Annotated in this window: 15 protein-coding genes; all 15 read right to left on the bottom strand. The window is 68.0% G+C overall.

Features of this window, described 5'->3' with window-relative positions; all coding sequences use genetic code 11:
* Window positions 1–35 precede the first annotated feature (35 nt).
* The 15 genes from mnhG to pheA all read right to left on the bottom strand — a co-directional run bounded on the left by mnhG (window position 36) and on the right by pheA (window position 14,949).
* Window positions 36–392, bottom strand: a complete 357-nt coding sequence (mnhG, locus tag K0H49_RS02325; RefSeq protein WP_219209538.1) for a monovalent cation/H(+) antiporter subunit G — start codon at window positions 390–392, stop codon at window positions 36–38.
* Window positions 389–667, bottom strand: a complete 279-nt coding sequence (locus K0H49_RS02320) for a K+/H+ antiporter subunit F (protein ID WP_219209537.1) — start codon at window positions 665–667, stop codon at window positions 389–391. Before K0H49_RS02320 ends, mnhG begins: the two co-directional genes overlap by 4 nt.
* Window positions 664–1,155: a Na+/H+ antiporter subunit E gene (locus K0H49_RS02315; RefSeq protein ID WP_219212967.1), complete on the bottom strand. Its 492-nt coding sequence runs from the start codon at window positions 1,153–1,155 to the stop codon at window positions 664–666. Before K0H49_RS02315 ends, K0H49_RS02320 begins: the two co-directional genes overlap by 4 nt.
* The gene (locus tag K0H49_RS02310; RefSeq protein WP_219209536.1) at window positions 1,155–2,852 is read right to left on the bottom strand and encodes a monovalent cation/H+ antiporter subunit D; all 1,698 of its coding nucleotides are present in this window, start codon (window positions 2,850–2,852) and stop codon (window positions 1,155–1,157) included. Before K0H49_RS02310 ends, K0H49_RS02315 begins: the two co-directional genes overlap by 1 nt.
* Window positions 2,849–3,202: a Na+/H+ antiporter subunit C gene (locus tag K0H49_RS02305; RefSeq protein WP_183026277.1), complete on the bottom strand. Its 354-nt coding sequence runs from the start codon at window positions 3,200–3,202 to the stop codon at window positions 2,849–2,851. The genes K0H49_RS02310 and K0H49_RS02305 overlap by 4 nt, the downstream gene beginning before the upstream one ends.
* A complete protein-coding gene (locus tag K0H49_RS02300; protein WP_219209535.1) occupies window positions 3,202–6,159 on the bottom strand; it encodes a monovalent cation/H+ antiporter subunit A in 2,958 nt (985 codons plus the stop codon). Before K0H49_RS02300 ends, K0H49_RS02305 begins: the two co-directional genes overlap by 1 nt.
* A 40-nt stretch (window positions 6,160–6,199) precedes the next feature.
* Entirely contained in the window at window positions 6,200–6,577 is a 378-nt protein-coding gene (gene crcB / locus K0H49_RS02295; protein WP_219209534.1) for a fluoride efflux transporter CrcB, read from the bottom strand.
* 129 nt (window positions 6,578–6,706) lie between these two features.
* Window positions 6,707–7,048, bottom strand: a complete 342-nt coding sequence (locus tag K0H49_RS02290) for a ComEA family DNA-binding protein (RefSeq protein ID WP_219209533.1) — start codon at window positions 7,046–7,048, stop codon at window positions 6,707–6,709.
* 149 nt (window positions 7,049–7,197) lie between these two features.
* Entirely contained in the window at window positions 7,198–8,376 is a 1,179-nt protein-coding gene (lapB, locus tag K0H49_RS02285) for a lipopolysaccharide assembly protein LapB (RefSeq protein ID WP_219209532.1), read from the bottom strand.
* Window positions 8,366–8,683, bottom strand: coding sequence for a LapA family protein (locus K0H49_RS02280; RefSeq protein ID WP_219209531.1), 318 nt, complete (start codon window positions 8,681–8,683; stop codon window positions 8,366–8,368). The genes lapB and K0H49_RS02280 overlap by 11 nt, the downstream gene beginning before the upstream one ends.
* 48 nt (window positions 8,684–8,731) lie before the next feature.
* Entirely contained in the window at window positions 8,732–9,043 is a 312-nt protein-coding gene (locus K0H49_RS02275; RefSeq protein WP_183026286.1) for an integration host factor subunit beta, read from the bottom strand.
* A 73-nt stretch (window positions 9,044–9,116) separates the two neighbouring features.
* Window positions 9,117–10,802: a 30S ribosomal protein S1 gene (gene rpsA, locus K0H49_RS02270; protein WP_183026287.1), complete on the bottom strand. Its 1,686-nt coding sequence runs from the start codon at window positions 10,800–10,802 to the stop codon at window positions 9,117–9,119.
* A gap of 159 nt (window positions 10,803–10,961) precedes the next feature.
* On the bottom strand, window positions 10,962–12,959 hold the full coding sequence (locus K0H49_RS02265) for a bifunctional 3-phosphoshikimate 1-carboxyvinyltransferase/cytidylate kinase (RefSeq protein ID WP_219209530.1): 1,998 nt from the start codon (window positions 12,957–12,959) through the stop codon (window positions 10,962–10,964).
* A 2-nt stretch (window positions 12,960–12,961) separates the two neighbouring features.
* Window positions 12,962–13,828, bottom strand: a complete 867-nt coding sequence (locus tag K0H49_RS02260; RefSeq protein ID WP_219209529.1) for a prephenate dehydrogenase — start codon at window positions 13,826–13,828, stop codon at window positions 12,962–12,964.
* A gap of 8 nt (window positions 13,829–13,836) precedes the next feature.
* Entirely contained in the window at window positions 13,837–14,949 is a 1,113-nt protein-coding gene (pheA, locus tag K0H49_RS02255; protein WP_219209528.1) for a prephenate dehydratase, read from the bottom strand.
* Window positions 14,950–14,966 lie beyond the last annotated feature (17 nt).

Below are 14,966 nucleotides of genomic sequence, written 5' to 3'. Positions count from 1 at the left end.
CAATAAAACGGGCAACGCGGCCCGTGCGGGAGTGCTCAGTCGTCGGCGGCCGGCGGCACGTCGCCACCCTTTTGCCGCTCGCGGAACAAGGCGGCACGCATCAGGAAGATGGTGGTGACCGGTGCGGTGAGCGCGACGAACAGCGTGATCAGTACCGCGTGCAGGAACAGGCTGTAGCCCTGCACCGAGAAGTAGACGATGGTGGCGATGGTCAGGCACCAGACGCCCGCCGTCGCGCCCAGCGTGGGCGCATGGATGCGGCTGAAGAAGGTGGGCAGCCGCACCAGGCCGAAGGAGCCCACGGCCGCGAAGGCGGCGCCCAGCACCGCGAAGAAGCCGGTCAGGATCTCGGCCCAGATCGGCAGCGGGCCGACGATGAAATCGGGCGTCATTCGATCACCTCCCCGCGCAGCAGGAACTTGGCCAGCGCCGTCGAGCTCACGAAGCCGAACAGCGCGATCAGCATCGCGGCCTCGAAGTAGACGTTGCTGCTGTAGTTGATGCCCAGCACCAGCATCATCAGCATGCCGTTGATGTAGAGGCAGTCGAGGGCCATCACGCGGTCCTGCGCGGAAGGGCCGATCAGCAGGCGCCACACGGCGCACAGCATGGCCACTGCCAGCAGGAAGAGGGCGCCCTTGAGGGCCCAGAACAGGATCGGGGTCATGACTCGAAGATCTCCATCAGCGGCTTCTCGTAGCGGTTCTTGATGAGGTCGATGAAGGCCTGCTCGTCGATCAGGTCGAACACGTGGATCAGCAGCGCGGAACGGTCGAAGGCCACTTCGGCCCAGGCCGTGCCGGGCGTCAGGCAGCAGATCATCGACAGCACTGCGAGGGCGTTGGGGTCGCGCACGTCGAGCGGCACTGTGACGAAGGCCGGTGCCATGGCGCTGTTGCGCCGGGTCAGCAGCAGCCTGCCGACGGTCAGGGCCGAGTGCAGCATGTCGCGCAGCGCCACACCCGTCAGGCGCAGGGCCACGCCGGGCTTGCGCATGCGCACCGTGGCCGGGCGCAGACCCTTGGTGATCAACGGCACCACGATCGCGAGCACCGCCGCGAACAGCACGGTGGCGAGGTGCAGCGACTGGTTGAGCAGCAGCCACACCACGAAGAGCGCCAGCGACAGAGGCGGCGAGGGCATCCAGCGCTTGATCATGGCAGCGCTCCCTTGGCGGCAGGGTTGGGAATCTGCTGCGCTCCGAACACGGCATCGCGGTAGGCGGTGGGTGCGAACAGGCCCTCGGCGGTCGCGCTGGCGTGCTGCATCACGGGCCCGGCCTCGATGGTGAGCGCGACGCAGGCCGCGAGCAGCGCCGCCACGGGCAGCACCTCCACGGCGCGCAGGCTGGGCATCGCGCTCAGCGGCTGGGTCCAGAAATGGCGGATGCCGGTGCGGCTCAGCGCCACCAGCGTGAGAAAGCCCGAGACCAGCAGCAATGCGAGGAAGGCCCAGCTGGCGTTGCTCAGCACGGGCGCGTCGAGCAGGCCGCTGAGCATCGCGAACTTGCCGACGAAGCCCGACAGGGGCGGCAGGCCGGCGAGCAGCAACGTGCAACCCAGGAAGCCCAGGCCGAGGAAGGCCACGCCCGCGGGAATCGCGCGGCCGTAGAGGGCCTGCTGTTCGTCGTCGAGGTTCACGTCGTCGAGCGCGGTCAGGTCTTCCGACAGGAAGGGCGCGTTGCCCGCGCTCTCGTGCGGCGCGATGCTGGCACCGGCATTGCGCCAGCGCTCGATCATGTCGATCAGCAGGAAGAAGGCGCTGACGGCCAGCGTCGAGCTCAGCATGTAGTACAGCGCGCCGGCCCAGATCGCGGGCTGGCCCAGGCCGATGGCGGTGAGCAGCGTGCCGGCCGAGATCAGCACGGTGAAGCCGGCCAGGTTCGACAGCCGCTGCGTGCCCACGATACCGATCGCGCCCACGAACAGCGTCGACAGGCCGATGGCGATCAGCACGCCCTGGCCGAACTGGGCCGACATCCCGGTGTCGGGCGCGAACAGCACGGTCCACAGGCGCAGGATCGTGTAGATGCCCAGCTTGGTCAGCAGCGCGAACACGGCGCTGACCGGCGACACCGCCGCGCTGTAGGCCGGCACCAGCCAGAAGTTGAGCGGCCAAGCGCCGGCCTTGGCGAAAAAGGCGGTGGCGAGGATGGCGGCGGCCGCATGCACCAGGCCGCGGTCGCCTGCGTCGAGCTGCGCGATGCGCGCGCCCAGGTCGGCCATGTTGAGCGTGCCGGTCACGCCGTAGAGCAGGGCGGCGCCGATCAGGAACAGCGAGGAGGCCGCGAGGTTGATCGCGATGTAGTGCAGCCCGGCCGAGACCCGCAGCCGGCCCGAGCCGTGCAGCAGCAGGCCATAGGACGCGGCCAGCATGACCTCGAAGAACACGAACAGGTTGAACAGGTCGCCGGTGAGGAAGGCACCATTGAGCCCCATCAGCTGCAACTGCAGCAGCGGATGGAAATGCACGCCGGCCTTGTCCCAGCGCGAGGTGGAATAGATCGATGCCGCAAAGGCCACCACGCCGGTGAGCGCGAGCATCAGCGTCGACAGCCGGTCGGCCACCAGCACAATGCCGAAGGGCGCGCGCCAGTTGCCGGCCAGGTAAACGCCGATGGAGCCCGGCCCGCTGCCGGTGTCGGCCGCATTGACCCAGCGCAGCAGCGCCAGCGCGGCCAGCAGGCCGATCAGGCCGGAGATCACGCTGAGCGTGGACTTGAGCCGGCGCTGCTTCTCGTCGAGCAGCAGCATCAGCGCGGCCGTCAGCATGGGCACCAGGATGGGCACCGCCACCAGGTGCGGCATGGTGAACTCGAGCAGGCGGTCGAGGAAGCGGACGAACTCGTTCATTCCGCAGCCTCCTTGCGCTCTTCACCGTCCACATGGTCGGTGCCGCTCAGGCCGCGCGAAGCCAGCATCACGACCAGGAACAGCGCGGTCATGGCGAAGCCGATCACGATGGCGGTCAGCACCAGGGCCTGCGGCATCGGGTCGGCGGTGTTGGCCAGCGTGGCCTCGAAGCCGGGGATCAGCACGGGTTCGCTGTCGACGGTGAGCCGGCCCATGCTGAAGATGAACAGGTTGACCGCGTAGGAGATCAGCGTCAGGCCCATGATGACCTGGAAGGTGCGGGGACGCAGCAGCAGGTAGACGCCCGAGCCCGTCAGGATGCCGATGGCGATGGCGAGAACGGCTTCCATCAGCGCGCGCCCCCCAGCACCACGGTCGAGGCGGCCGCGGCCTCGGCCTCGTTTTCCTTTTCACGCTGCTCGTCGGACCAGCGATGGCTGCGCACCGACTGGTGGGCCAGCGCCGTGAGGATCAGCATGGTGGCGCCCAGCACCAGGGCGAACACGCCCATGTCGAAGAAGAGCGCGCTCGGGACGTGGATCTCGCCGAGCAGCGGCAGGTGCAGGTGGGCGGTGTGGGTGGTCATGAAGGGGTAGCCCAGCGCGACCGCGCCGCCGCCGGTGGCGAGCGCCAGCAGCAGGCCGATCGCGATCCAGCGGCGCGGGTAGATGCGCAGGTGCTCTTCCACCCACTCGGTGCCCGAGACGATGAACTGCAGCACCAGCGCCACCGACATCACCAGGCCCGCGACGAAGCCGCCGCCGGGCGCGTTGTGGCCGCGCATGAAGAAGTAGATCGAGACCAGCACCGCCAGCGGCAGCAGCAGGCGCACCAGCACGGCCGGCACCATCAGGTAGCCGATGGCGCTGTCGGTGGCGCGGCGCGGGTTGAGCAGGTCGCTGCTGCCGTCGTCCTTCTGCTGGCGCTGCTGGGCCGGCAGGGCCATCGATTCGGGCGCGGGCCGGAAGCGTCGCAACAGTGCGTAGACGGTGAGTGCCACCACGCCCAGCACGGTGATCTCGCCAAAGGTGTCGAAGCCGCGGAAGTCCACCAGCATCACGTTGACGACGTTGGTGCCGCCGCCTTCGCTGAGTGCGCGGTCGAGGAAGAAGGGCGAGATGCTCTGCGGGAAGTCGCGCGTCATCATGGTCCAGGCCAATGCGGCCATGCCGGTGCCGGCGGTGGCGGCGACCAGCAGGTCGCGCCCGCGCCGACCCCAGGGACGGATGCGCGCCGAGGCCGGCTGCACCGCATCCTTGCTGCGCATCGGCAGCCAGCGCAGGCCCAGCAGGATCAGCACCGTGGTGATGGCCTCCACCACCAGTTGCGTGAGCGCCAGGTCGGGCGCCGAGAACCAGATGTAGGTGATGCAGCAAACCAGGCCCGCGGCGGCCGCCAGCATCATGGACGCCAGCCGGTGGAATTTGGCCTGCCAGGCCGCAGCGAGCGCGCAGACCGCGCCGATCAGCCAGGTCATGGCGAACATCGGCGAGAAGGGCGTGAGCGCGCGCGTGCCGCGCTCGCTGGGCGTGAACCACAGCGAGGCCGCGGCGCCCGCGACCGCCACCAGCACCAGGATCAGCAGTTGCGTCTGCAGGCGGCGCGTGCCGAACAGGCGGCGGCTGCGCCGGCCGGCTTCGCTCAGGCGCGCCAGCAGGTTCTCGAAGATGCGCTGGCCGTCGAAACGATGCAGCAGCGGCGTGTGTTCGAGCCGTCCGTGTGCACGGGCGCGGCGTTGCAGCAGGTAGAGCCCGGCCCCGCCCGCGAGCGCGACGAAGCTCATCAGCAAGGGCAGGTTGAAGCCGTGCCACACCGCCAGGCTGTACTCGGGCAGCACGCCGCCCACCACCGGCATCGCTGCTGCGGCCAGCAAGGGACCGACCGACCAGGCCGGTGCCACACCCACCACCAGGCAGATCAGCACCAGCAGTTCGACCGGCACGCGCATCCAGTGCGGCGGCTCGTGCGGTGTCTTGGGCACATCGTTGCCGCAGGGCGGGCCGAAGAACACGTCGAACACGAAGCGCGCCGAATAGGCCACGCTGAAGATGCCGGCCACGGTGGCGATCACCGGCAGGCTGAAGTCGATCCAGGGCGTGGCCTGGATGAACACCGTCTCGGCGAAGAACATTTCCTTCGAGAGGAAGCCGTTGAGCAGGGGCACGCCGGCCATCGAGGCGCTGGCGATGATGGCCAGCGTGCCCGTGATGGGCATCAGCCGCATCAGGCCGCTGAGCTTGCGGATGTCGCGCGTGCCGGTCTCGTGGTCGATGATGCCGGCGGCCATGAACAGCGAGGCCTTGAAGGTCGCGTGGTTCATGATGTGGAAGACCGCCGCGACCGCGGCCAGGGGGCTGTTGAGACCCAGCAGCAGCGTGATCAGGCCGAGGTGCGAGATCGTGGAATAGGCCAGCAGGCCCTTGAGGTCGCGCTGGAACATCGCGATGAAGCCGCCCAGCAGCAGCGTGATCGCGCCGGCGCCCCCGACCAGCCAGAACCATTGCTCGGTGCCCGACAGCGCGGGCCACAGGCGTGCCATCAGGAACACGCCCAGCTTCACCATGGTGGCCGAGTGCAGGTAGGCCGACACCGGCGTGGGCGCGGCCATGGCGCGCGGCAGCCAGAAGTGGAAGGGAAACTGCGCGCTCTTGGTGAAGGCGCCGAGCAGCACCAGCACCAGCACCGTCGGGTACAGCGCATGCGCGCGGATGATGTCGCCCGAGGCCAGCACCACGTCGAGCTCGTAGCTGCCGACGATGCGGCCCAGCACCAGCACGCCGGCCAGCAGGCACAGCCCGCCCGCGCCGGTCACGGTGAGTGCCATGCGCGCGCCGCGGCGCGCATCACGGCGGTGGTGCCAGTAGCCGATCAGCAGGAAGGAGAACAGGCTGGTGAGTTCCCAGAACAGCACCATCTGGATCAGATTGCCCGAGAGCACCACGCCCATCATCGCGCCCATGAAGGCGAGGAAGAAGGAGAAGAAGCGCGGCACCGGATCGGAGGCCGACATGTAGTAGCGCGCGTACAGCACCACCAGCGCGCCGATGCCCAGCACCAGCATGCAGAACAGCCAGGCGAAGCCGTCCATGCGGAACGAGAGATCGAGACCCAGGGCGGGCAGCCACTCGAACTCCTGGCGGATCACATTGCCGTTGGCCAGCTGCGGAAACATCCAGCCGGCCTGCACGGCGCAGCCCAGCGCCACCAGACCCGCAAGCGTCGACTCCCGATTTCGCGCGTTGGCCGGCAACAGGGCCGCAAGAACGCTGGCAACGAAAGGGAGTGCGACGAGGAGTACAAGGGACATTGCCGGCGATTCTATCGGCCGTCCCTTGACTGATGGCCTATTAACCCGTAAACGCCTGGACCGTTTTGAAGCCGAGCCAGGTCAGGCACAGCGATCCGCACAGGTGCAGTGCGATGGTGCCGAAGGCCAGTGCCGCGCGGCCGTTCAGCAGCATGCCGACCGTCTCGGCCGAGAAGCTCGAGAAGGTGGTGAAGGTGCCCAGGAAGCCGGTGATCACCATCAGCCGCCAGACCGGATCGATGGCGGGCAGGCCGTCGAACACGCCGATCGCGATGCCGATCAGGTAGCCGCCGATCAGGTTGACCGCCAGCGTGCCCCAGGGCAGCAGCCCGCCCGGATTGAGCCAGAGGGCGAAGCCCCAGCGCAGCAGGGCGCCGACACAGGCCGCGGCACAGATGGCGAGTACGTTCATCAGCATGGCGTGACTTTAGCGGTTCACCGTCGCGCCAAGAAGGAATGCCCGCCGCGGCGAGGCCTGGCGGGCATTCGGTGTCGACTGTCGCTGCGGCGGTTCACGCCGCGTGCGAAACAGGATGGCGGGTGTGCGTCACTTCGTTGCGGTGGCCGGTGTCTTGGCCGGCTTGGGCTGGCCCGACACACGCGCGACAGGGGCAGCGGGCGCTCCCGTGAAGGCCTCGCCGTTGACGGTCAGGCCCTGCCCCGAGAGCTTGGCGGCCGTCTTCTCTTTCACGCCCTTCACGCGTTGCATGAAGTCGGGCCAGTCCTTGAACGCGCCTTGCTGTCGCGCGTCGACGATGCGTTTGGACATGGCGGGGCCGACCCCCTTGAGTGCATCGAGATCGGCCGGGCTGCCTTTGTTGGCATCGACGGCGGCAAAGGACGCGCAGGCGTACAGCAAGGCCGTGACGGCCAGAATTTTCTTGAACATGAACTCTCCCTGAGTTTTTGGATGTGAAGAAGCACAGCACGTCCCGCGCAGGCGGGGCGTGCGGACACAGCTTAGGTGCTCTTCAAGCTCGGGGGCAAGGCAGGGATTCCCCGCAATGCGAATGGCCTACGGCGCACGACCGAAGGCGTTCAGAGTTCTTCGACGCGGCGCGGCGGATAGCTGTCCCAGGCCTGGCAGCCCGGGCAGTGCCAGAAGTACTGATGCGCCTCGAAGCCGCAGGCCGCGCAGCGGTAGCGCATCAGCGGCCGGGTGGCCAGGTCGAGCGCGCGTTGCACCTGCGGGTGGAACTGCTCGTGGGCGAAGGTCTCGCCCGCCAGCCAGCGCGAGGCGGCCACCAGCGAGGGCTGCTTGGACAGATGGGCGATGTAGCCATCGCGTGGCTCGGCGGGCGCATCGCCGGTCGCCTCGGCCCGCGGCACCGGCGTGCCGCCGAGCGCGATGATGGCCTCGAGCACGTCGATCGACGGCGTCTGGGCATAGCGCGCCTGCAGCAGGGCCAGCGCTTCACCGGTGCGCTGTGCACCCACGGCCGCCTGCTGCAGCGTGGCGGCGTAGAGCGGCAGGGCCAGCGGGGCGTGCTCGCTGAGCGCGACCAGCGTGTCGAAGGCGCTGGCCGCGTCGCCATTGCGCAGTTGCAGCGTCGCCGTGTCGATGGCCGGGCGTGGCGCGTCGGGCGCGAGCGTCACGGCCTGGCGCAGCAGCGCGCCGGCCGCTGCGGCGTCGCCCATGGCCACCTGCTCGGCGGCCTGCTCGCAGAGGTGGTGCGCGCGCCGTGTGCTGTAGCTGGCTTGCTCGGCGTCATCGAGCTTCTGCGCGACGGCCGCGGCCTGCGTCCATTCGCGCGAGCGTTCGTAGATGGCCAGCAGGGCCAGCCGCGATTCGTTCTCGTAGCGCGTGCCCTCGAGCTTCTGCAGCGCGGCTTCGGCGCGGTCGAGCAGGCCGGCGCGCAGGAAATCCTGTGCCAGCGCATGCTGCGCCCGTTCACGGTCGGTGCGCGACAGGTCGCCGCGGCCCAGCAGGTGCTCGTGCACGCGCACCGCGCGCTGGTACTCCCCACGGCGGCGGAACAGGTTGCCCAGCGCGAAGTGCAGTTCCTGCGTGTCGGGATCGTTCTGTACGGCCTCGATGAAGGCGTCGATGGCTTGGTCCTGCTGTTCGTTGAGCAGGAAGTTCAGGCCGCGGAAGTAGGCCTTGGGTGCCTGCCGGTTCTCCAGCTTCAGCTGACGGATGTCGAAGCGCGAGGCCAGCCATCCCAGCACGAAGGCCACGGGCAGGCTGAACAGCAGCCAGCTGAAATCAAAGTCCATGTTGTCTGACGGCGGGCAGGTCGGTCGGAGGCGCGGCCGGGACGGGCGCAGCGGGGATGGCGAGGTCTTCAGGCGCAACGGCCGGCCGTTGCGCGGCGGCTGCACGGTGCTTCCACCAGCCGGGCAGCATGCCCAGCGCGCCCACCACCAGGCCGCCCGCGAAGGCGGCCAGTACCACCAGCACCAGCGGCGCGCGCCACGAGGTGCCGAAGAAGAAGTAGACGGTCGCGTCGTGCTGGTTGTTCAGCGCGAAGGCGAAGAGGGTAAAAAAAATGGCTGCCTTGAGCAGCCACAGGAGGTATTTCATGATCGTCACCGGTGGCGGGACGATTCTAGGGCGTCGTCGGGCCCGGTTTCAGGCCTTGTCGGCGGCATCCAGTTCGGCGGTGCGTGCGTCGACCGCTTCGCGCAGGGCCTTGCCCGGCTTGAAATGCGGCACGCGCTTTTCCGGAATCTGAACGCTTTCGCCCGAACGCGGATTGCGTCCGATGCGCGGCGGCCGCCGGTTGACCGAGAAGCTGCCGAAACCGCGGATCTCGATGCGGTGACCACGCACCAGCGCGTCGCCCATCGCATCGAGGATGGTCTTGACGGCGTACTCGGCATCGCGGTGCGTCAGCTGCGAGAAGCGGGCTGCGAGTTCTTCAACGAGGTCGGAACGTGTCATGGGCCTGCGAAAAAAACGAAGACGAAAAAAAAGACAGAGCGGCCCGAAGGCCGGCTCTGTCTCCTGGGACAGCTTACTTGTCGCTGTTGTCCAGCTTGGCGCGCAGCAGGGCGCCCAGGCTCGTCGTGCCCGCGTTCTCGCGTGCCGACTGCTGGCTCAGGCTGGCCATGGCGCCTTGTTCGTCGACCATGTCCTTCTGCTTGATCGACAGCTGGATGTTGCGGGTCTTGCGATCCACGTTCACCACCACTGCCGTGACTTCGTCGCCTTCCTTGAGCACGTTGCGGGCATCTTCGACGCGGTCGCGCGAGATTTCCGAAGCACGCAGGTAGCCGATGATGTCTTCGCCGAGGTCGATCTCAGCACCACGGGCGTCCACGGTCTTGACCTTGCCGGTCACGATCTGGCCCTTGTCGTTCACGGTGGTGAACGTGGTGAAAGGATCGCTGTCGAGCTGCTTGATGCCCAGGCTGATGCGTTCGCGGTCGACGTCGACTGCGAGCACCAGAGCCTCGACTTCCTGGCCCTTCTTGTAGTTGCGAACCGCGGCTTCGCCGGTTTCGTTCCACGAGAGGTCGGACAGGTGAACCAGGCCGTCGATGCCGGCAGCCAGACCCACGAACACGCCGAAGTCGGTGATCGACTTGATCGGGCCCTTGACGCGGTCGCCACGCTTCGTGTTCTGAGCGAACTCTTGCCACGGGTTGGCCTTGCACTGCTTCATGCCCAGGCTGATGCGGCGCTTGTCTTCGTCGATTTCCAGGACCATGACTTCGACTTCGTCGCCCAGCGAGACGATCTTGTTCGGAGCGATGTTCTTGTTGGTCCAGTCCATTTCGGAGACGTGCACCAGGCCTTCGATGCCGGGTTCGAGTTCGACGAACGCGCCGTAGTCGGCGATGTTCGTGACCTTGCCGAACAGGCGGGTCGATTGCGGGTAGCGGCGCGAAACGCCCATCCACGGGTCGTCACCCATTTGCTTGAGACCCAGCGAGACACGGTTCTTTTCGGTGTCGAACTTGAGGATCTTGGCGGTGATTTCCTGGCCGGCCTGAACGACTTCGCTCGGGTGGCGGACACGGCGCCATGCCATGTCGGTGATGTGCAGCAGACCGTCGATGCCGCCGAGGTCCACGAACGCACCGTATTCGGTGATGTTCTTGACCACGCCACGGACAACAGCGCCTTCCTTCAGGGTTTCCATCAGCTTGGCGCGTTCTTCGCCCATGCTGGCTTCGACCACGGCACGACGCGACAGCACGACGTTGTTGCGCTTGCGGTCGAGCTTGATGACCTTGAATTCCAGGGTCTTGTTTTCGTACGGGGTCAGGTCCTTGATCGGACGCGTGTCGATCAGCGAACCCGGCAGGAACGCGCGGATGCCGTTGACCAGAACGGTCAGGCCGCCCTTGACCTTGCCGCTGGTGGTGCCGGTGACGAAGTCGCCCGATTCCAGGGCCTTCTCCAGAGCGAGCCACGAAGCCAGACGCTTGGCGGTGTCGCGCGAGAGGATGGTGTCGCCGTAGCCGTTTTCAACGCTGCCGATGGCAACGGAAACGAAATCGCCGGCCTGAACTTCGAGTTCGCCCTTGTCGTTCTTGAACTCTTCGATTGGCACATACGCTTCGGACTTCAGACCGGCGTTGACCACCACGTGGTTGTGCTCGACGCGCACGACTTCGGCCGTGATGACCTCGCCGGTGCGCATTTCGGAACGCTTCAGGGACTCTTCGAATAGGTCGGCAAAAGATTCAGACATGTGTCATTTCCTTCCGTCACGCAGGGTTGGCAGCGGCACGATTGCGACTGCACTGGGGTCTGGCGACGGCGGTTGTGGGCTTGGGGCCCGGTTGGTTGCAAAAACCAGCAGATCGGTGCGCTGACGCGCGGCGGGGACCTGCCGGACGGAAAACACCCCTCAAGACTTCTTGAAGGGCTGTAGGACCTGCCACCAGTCCAGCACCTGATCGATCGATTGCGCGATCGACAGCTGGGAGTTGTCCAGGTGGCGGGCATCCTTCGCCGGCTTCAAAGGCGCGACACTGCGGGAGGAGTCCCGGGCGTCACGTGCTTCCAGGTCGGAGCGAAGACTGTCGAGTGTAGTCGAAATACCCTTTGAAATCAACTGCTTATGCCGGCGCTCGGCACGCTGCGCGGCACTGGCCGTGAGGAAGACTTTCAGGGGGGCGTCGGGGAAGATCACGGTGCCCATGTCGCGGCCGTCGGCCACCAAGCCGGGCAGCTGGCGGAAGCGCTGCTGGAGCGCCAGCAGGGCGGTCCGCACGCCCGGCAGCGCCGAGACGCGCGAGGCGTCCATGCCGGCCGCTTCGGTGCGGATCGCATCGCTGACGTCTTCGCCGGCCAGCATCACCTTGCCCTTGACGAACTGCAGCGGCAGGTCGCGGGCCAGGGCCGCGATCTGTGCCTCGTGGGCCGGCACGGGCTCCAGCCCGGCGCGGCGCGTGACCAGGCCGGTCACGCGGTACAGCGTGCCGGAGTCGAGGTAGTGGTAGCCCAGCGCATGTGCGACTTCCACGGCCAGCGTGCCCTTGCCCGAGGCCGTCGGGCCGTCGATGCAGATCACCGGGATTGCGGTCGGCTCGATCACCTCGAACAGCGTCTCGAAGTAGTCGGGGAAGGTCTTGGCGACGCAGTGCGGATCGAGGATGCGCACCGGCAGGCGGGCCGGGTTGAAAGCGGCCAGCGAGAAGCACATCGCGATGCGATGGTCGTCGTAGGTCTTGATGCTGGCGGCGCGCCAGCCGGCCTGGGCCAGCGGATGCACGCGGATGAAGTCGGGGCCGTCTTCCACCGTGGCGCCCAGTTTGCGCAGTTCGCAGGCCATGGCGTCGATGCGGTCGGTTTCCTTGACGCGCCAGCTGGCGATGTTGCGCAGCGTGCTCGGGCCGTCAGCGTAGAGCGCCATCACGGCCAGCACCATCGCCGCATCGGGGATGTGGTTGGCATCGAGGTCGATGGCCTTGAGCGGCCACGCGCCACGCGCCACGCGCAGCCAGTTGGGGCCGCTCTCGACCTCTGCGCCCATCTCGCGCGCAGCCTCGATGAAGCGGATGTCGCCCTGGATCGAGTCGGCACCGACGCCTTCGATGCGCAGGCCGTCGCCGGTGGCCGCCAGCGCGCCCAGCGCGATGAAGTAGCTGGCCGAGGAGGCATCGGCCTCGACGTGGATGTCGCCGGGCGAGCGGTAGCGGCTGCCGGCCGGAATCGTGAAGCGCTGCCAGCCTTCGCGTTGCACCGCGATGCCGAAGCGTGCGAGCAGGTTGAGCGTGATCTCGATGTAGGGCTTGGAGATCAGTTCGCCGACCACGTCGATCGTGATGTCGCGCGTGGCCACCAGCGGCAGCGCCAGCAGCAGCGCGGTCAGGAACTGGCTGGACACGTCGCCGCGCACGCGGATCGGCGTGTCGAGCGTGAGCGTGTCGGCCGGCACCGGGTGGATGCGCAGCGGCGGATAGCCGGGGTTGCCCAGGTAGTCGATGCGGCAGCCGAGCTGCGTGAGCGCGTCGACCAGGTCACCGATCGGGCGCTCGTGCATGCGCGGCACGCCGCTGAGTTCGAAGTCGCCGCCCAGCAGCGCCAGCGCGGCGGTGAGCGGCCGCATGGCGGTGCCGGCATTGCCGAGGAAGAGCGCGGCCTGCGGTGTGCGCAGGCGGCCGCCCAGCCCGTCGATGCGCAGCGCGGCGCCCGCGGTTTCGACGCCGCAGCCCAGCGCGCGCAGGGCGTCGAGCATGACGCGGGTGTCGTCGGAGTCGAGCAGGTCGTGGACCGTGGTGCGGCCTTCGGCCAGTGCGGCCAGCAGCAGCACGCGGTTCGAGATGCTCTTGGAGCCGGGCAGGCTGACCGTGCCGGCCGCGGAAACGAAGGACGGGAGGTCGAGGAAGGGTGAAGCGAACATGTTCAGTTGGCCGGCTTGCGCCACTCGGAGCGGGTCTGTCGTGCCTGCGCGATGGCGTTTTCCAGCGCCTGTGCGTCACCGGCGCTCAACATCGCCTCGAAGGCGAGCAGCTGGTCGCGGAAGGCCTGCGACTGGTGGAGCACCTGCTCGCGGTTGGCCAGCAGCACATCGCGCCAGACGGCCGGGTCGCTGGCGGCGATGCGGGTGAAGTCGCGAAAGCCCGGCCCCGCGAGCTCGAGGAAACGGGCGCCGTCGGGCTGCCCCGCGAGACCGTTGATGAAGGCGAAGGCCAGCATGTGCGGCAGGTGGCTCACGGCGGCGAAGGCGCTGTCGTGGGCCTCGGGCGTCATGGTCAGCACCTGCGCGCCGACGGCCGACCAGAGCTGCGAGGCGCGCTGCACGTTGGAGCGCAGCGTCGTCTTGGTGGGGGTCAGGATCACCTGGCGGCCGTCGAACAGCGCGGCCTCGGCATGCTCCACGCCCGCGACTTCCTTGCCGGCGATCGGATGGGCCGGCACGAAGCTCGCGAACTGCGTCTGCAGGCCGCGGCGCGCGGCCTCGATCACGTCGCCCTTGGTCGAGCCGACGTCCATCACCAGCGTGTCGGCCGAGACGCCGTGGCGGATCGCCTTGAAGGTGGCTTCCGAGGCGGCCACGGGCACCGCCACCAGCACCAGGTCGGCGCCCGAGACGGCCAGCAGCGCCGAGGGCGCCGCCACGTCGATCACGCCCAGCTGGCGTGCGCGCTCGGTGGTGGAGGGCGACTTGCTGTAGCCCACCACGCGCTTGACCAGCTTGGCGCGCTTGAGCGCGAGTGCGAAGGAGCCACCGATCAGGCCGCAGCCGATCAGGCCGAGCTGCTCGAACATCGGGCCGCTCACGCGGTGACGGGGTAGGCGCCCAGCACCTTGTAGAAGGCGCACAGCGTCCGGAGCTCGGCCAGCGCGGCCGCCACGTTGGGCTGCGACGGATGGCCGTCGAGGTCGATGTAGAAGTAGTACTCCCACTGACCGGTGCGCGCGGGACGCGACTCGAAGCGCGTCATCGAGACGTTGTTGGCCTTGAGCGGCATCAGCAGGTCGTGCACCGCGCCCGGCTGGTTCGGCACCGAGACCACCAGGCTGGTGCAGTCGCGGCCCGACGCCGGCGGCATGGCCAGCGTCTGCGGCAGGCAGATGATGGCGAAGCGCGTGCGGTTGTAGGAGTCGTCCTGGATCGCGTGCGCCACGATGTGCAGGCCGAAGCGGGTCGCGGCACGGTCGCTGGCCAATGCCGCCCAGGCCGGGTTGCCGGCGGCCAGGCGTGCGCCTTCGGCGTTGCTCGAGACCGCGCGGCGCTCGGCGTTCGGCAGGTGCTTGGACAGCCAGGTCTGGCACTGGGCCAGCGCCTGCGGGTGGGCCAGCACGGCCTCGATCTCGCCCAGCGAATTGGTGGTGCGCAGCAGGTGGTGGCGCACCAGCAGGCTGACCTCGCCCACCACATGGGTCGGCGAATGCAGGAACAGGTCGAGCGAGCGCGTGACCACGCCTTCGGTCGAGTTCTCGACGCCCACCACGCCGTATTGCGCGCTGCCCGCGGCGGTGGCATGGAAGACTTCGTCGAAGCTGGCGCAGTAGACCAGGTCGGCGGCGCCGCCGAAATACTCGACCGCGGCCTGCTCGCAGAAGGTGCCTTCGGGGCCGAGCACGGCCACGCGCTGAGGCGACTCGAGCGCCAGGCAGGCCGACATGATCTCGCGCCAGATGGCCGCGATATGCAGGCCCTTGAGCGGGCCGGCGTTGGCCTTCTGCATCTTGTCGATGACCTGCGCCACCCGGTCCGGCCGGAAGAAGGGCGTGCCTTCGCGCTTCTTGACCTCGCCGACCAGTTCGGCCACATGGGCGCGCTGGTTCAGCAGGTCGATCAGGCGTTGGTCGAGCGAGTCGATCTGCACGCGCAGATCGGCCAGGCTGGCGGAATTGTCGGAAGGCGAGGTGGGGAGGTCGGACATCGTGCGAGAAAAAAAGC

Origin of the sequence: Variovorax boronicumulans (assembly GCF_019352895.1) — a bacterium.
GTDB lineage: Bacteria > Pseudomonadota > Gammaproteobacteria > Burkholderiales > Burkholderiaceae_C > Variovorax > Variovorax boronicumulans_A.
This window is presented reverse-complemented; position numbering and strand designations above follow the sequence as displayed.